The following is a 2,116-nucleotide window of genomic DNA, read 5'->3' on the forward strand; positions in this document are numbered from 1 at the left end:
GGCCCCGGCAAGGAGCCCGCCACCTTCCACGCGCCGCTGGTCGTCGCCGCCGACGGCGTCTCCGGCCGCTTCCCGCTCGCCCTCGGGCTGGCCAAGCGCGAGGACCGGCCGATCGGCGTCGCCGTCCGGCGTTACTACCGCTCGCCGGCCAAGCACGACGACAACTACCTGGAGTCCTGGCTGGAGCTGCGCAGCAAGGACAGCGGCGACAACCTGCTGCCCGGCTACGGCTGGATCTTCGGGCTGGGCGACGGCCGGGTCAACGTCGGCCTCGGCGTGCTCAACTCGTCGTCCGCGTTCGGCAAGACCAACTACCGTCGGCTGCTCACCGACTGGCTGGCCAACACGCCGGCCGACTGGGGCATGACCGACGAGGCGAACGCGGAGGGCCCGATCCTCGGCGCAGCGCTCCCCATGGGCTTCAACCGGGTGCCGCACTACACCCGGGGCGTGATGCTGGTCGGCGACTCCGGCGGCATGGTCAACCCGTTCAACGGCGAGGGCATCGCGTACGCGATGGAGTCCGGCGAGCTGGCCGCGGAGATCGCCGTGCAGGCGCTCGCGCGCCCCGCCGGCGCGGACCGGGAACGGGCCCTGGCGGCGTACTCGACGGAGCTGAAGGCCCGCTTCGGCGGCTACTACCGGCTCGGCGGCATCTTCGTGAAGCTCATCGGCCGTCCCGAGATCATGCGGATGGCCACGAAGCACGGCATGCCGCACCCGATGCTGATGCGCTTCGTGCTGAAGCTGCTGGCCAACCTGACCGACCCCCGGGACGGGGACGCCATGGACCGCGTCATCAACGCGATGACGAGAGTGGCGCCGGCCGTGTAGCTCTCAGTGATCGTGCGAACCCCCGCGGTCGCGAACGAAGGCAGACGCGTGTGACGGCCCCGTCCACGGTCGGCGACGGGCGCGGGCGCGGACATGGGAGATCGACCCCCGCCGACAACCGTCGCGAGGGACGTGAATAGTGTGATTTTTGACAAGGACCAGGGGCAGGGAAGGACGAGCAGGAGAAAACGATGTCGCTCTCGCCTTACGCACCGATCATCGGGCTGTTCGCCCTCGCCACGGGCTTCGCGCTGTTCTCCGTGGCCGCTGCCCGCTTCGCCGGTCCCCGGCGCTACAACAAGGCCAAGCTCGAGGCGTACGAGTGCGGCATCGAGCCCAGCCCGCAGCCGGTCGGCGGCGGCCGGTTCCCGATCAAGTTCTACCTGACGGCGATGCTCTTCATCGTCTTCGACATCGAGATCATCTTCCTCTACCCCTGGGCGGTCTCCTTCGACGCCCTGCCGATCTTCGGCTTCGTGGAGATGGTCCTGTTCATCGTCGCGGTCTTCGTCGCATACGCCTACGTCTGGCGGCGCGGCGGCCTGGACTGGGACTGAGGGAGGAACCTCAGATGGGTATCGAGGAGAAGCTCCCCGCCGGTGTCCTGCTCACCTCGGTGGAGAAGCTGGTCAACTGGTCGCGCAAGACGTCGGTCTGGGGTGCGACCTTCGGCCTGGCCTGCTGCGCGATCGAGATGATGGCCGCGGGTGGCCCGCACTACGACATGGGCCGCTGGGGCATGGAGGTCTTCCGGGCCTCGCCCCGGCAGGCCGACCTGATGATCGTGGCCGGCCGGGTCAGCCAGAAGATGGCCCCGGTGCTGCGCCAGATCTACGACCAGATGGCGGAGCCCCGCTGGGTCATCTCGATGGGCGTCTGCGCCAGCAGCGGCGGCATGTTCAACAACTACGCCATCGTGCAGGGCGTCGACCACATCGTCCCGGTCGACATGTACCTGCCCGGCTGCCCGCCCCGGCCCGAGATGCTCATCGACGCGGTCCTCAAGCTGCGCGAGAAGATCGGGCACGAGCCGCTCGGCCCGAACGGCCGCAAGATGCTCGAGGCACGCCAGGCCCGCGGCGACGTCCCGGTCGTCCCGTACGGCTCGATGCCGTCGTCGTACCGCAGCGACAAGGCCCGGCGGGCCGAGTGGACCAAGGCGGTCCGTGAGGGTCGCGAGGAGCAGCTGCGGATCGAGAACTGGATGAAGGCCCAGAACCACCTGCAGCACGGGGGCCGAAGGGGACCTCTGGCTGGACGGGCAGCTGGCCAACCATCTGGC

At 69.2% G+C, this 2,116-nt stretch carries 1 protein-coding gene and 2 pseudogenes; all 3 read left to right on the forward strand.

The features are described 5' to 3' along the window. A pseudogene (locus AB0B91_RS65350) lies at positions 1 to 834 on the forward strand (FAD-dependent oxidoreductase); the annotation flags it as partial. Between the two features lie 191 nt (positions 835 to 1,025). Continuing rightward, positions 1,026 to 1,391: an NADH-quinone oxidoreductase subunit A gene (locus AB0B91_RS65355; RefSeq protein ID WP_089002434.1), complete on the forward strand. Its 366-nt coding sequence runs from the start codon at positions 1,026 to 1,028 to the stop codon at positions 1,389 to 1,391. Positions 1,392 to 1,405: 14 nt separating this feature from the next. Beyond that, positions 1,406 to 1,855 (forward strand): annotated as a pseudogene (locus tag AB0B91_RS65360) (NADH-quinone oxidoreductase subunit B family protein); the annotation flags it as partial. Between the last annotated feature and the right edge of the window lie 261 nt (positions 1,856 to 2,116).

Origin of the sequence: Nonomuraea sp. NPDC049141 (assembly GCF_040648415.1) — a bacterium.
Lineage (GTDB): Bacteria > Actinomycetota > Actinomycetes > Streptosporangiales > Streptosporangiaceae > Nonomuraea.

Coding starts and splice junctions, on each gene's coding strand:
- AB0B91_RS65355 (WP_089002434.1), top strand. CDS start 1,026: ATGTCGCTCTCGCCTTACGCACCGATCATCGGGCTGTTCGCCCTCGCC.